Annotated in this window: 1 protein-coding gene; it reads right to left on the minus strand. The window is 64.5% G+C overall.

Going from position 1 to position 1001, the window contains the following annotated elements; all coding sequences use genetic code 11:
* Nucleotides 1–17: 17 nt before the first annotated feature.
* On the minus strand, nt 18–1001 hold a 984-nt coding region (locus CK944_RS22260; protein ID WP_103175196.1), incomplete at its 5' end, for an IS5 family transposase.

Here is a 1001-nt window from a genome sequence, read left to right on the forward strand (position 1 = left end):
GTCGGCTCTGAACAACCTTATCCGCCAGCCAATGCTTCGCGTTGATAGGGCGTTTCGGGCCAGATCATCGGCCCGATCAGATGAAAGAGCAGGACCCAAAGAGCCCTGAGATGGGCCAGGATCTTGCGGATATTGTGACCGCAGGCGCAGAGGACGGCGAAGATTGCGTCGCCGATGCGCCCCTTCAGCGGACATCTGGCAAGACGTCCGTCGGTTTTCATGTGCCCGATCTCCGGCTCGATAGCACTTCGTCGCCTGAGGAGCTTTGCCAGGAGCGGGGTGATGCCGCGTCTCGTGCCGCTGATCAGGACCTTGGTGGTCTCCACGCCATGGCCGCGATAGCCGCGATCGACGACGGCGAGATCCGGCACCTGGTCAGTCAGGATGGCGACCTGCTCGAGCGCAGGCGCCAGGGTATGACCGTCGTATGGGCTACCAGGAAAGCTCCGGGCCCCCACGACGAAGCCTCCGTCGAGGGTGGTGGCGAGACTGACCTTGGTGCCGAACTCGTAGCGGATGCGGGCCTTGCCCTTGGAGATGCAGTCGACCTCGGGCTCGTGCAGGGAATAGAGCTTGTTCTTGCTCTTCGGCGTTTGCTTGAGCAGGCGACCGACCAGCCAGAGTGCCTCCAGCACCCTTCCGCGTAGCGCGCCTTCGGGGATGTCCTGCAGGTGGCGGCGCAGGTCCCGTCGCACCCGGCCAACATAGCCCTTGAGCTGGCGCAAGGCCTTGCGCATGCGCTTGAACTGCCGGGCATGGGCATAGCGCCCCACCTGGGCGGCCAGTCGCGGGGCAAGCCGCGCGTAGCTCTGGCGCAGATCGATCCCTGCCTTTCTGGCCAGGCCCACCAGCAAGGCGCGGGCACGCTCGTAGAGCCGGGCATCCGTCGGATGAGCGATGGTCTTTTCCATCACGGTTGTGTCGACAGCCACCCGCTTCAGGCTCTTGTCGGTAACGGCGCCAGATGCCCGACCTGCCTCGATCGTCTTGGTCAGCAGCCA

Origin of the sequence: Paracoccus sp. SY, assembly GCF_002901215.1 — a bacterium.
Taxonomy (GTDB): Bacteria; Pseudomonadota; Alphaproteobacteria; order Rhodobacterales; family Rhodobacteraceae; genus Paracoccus; species Paracoccus acridae.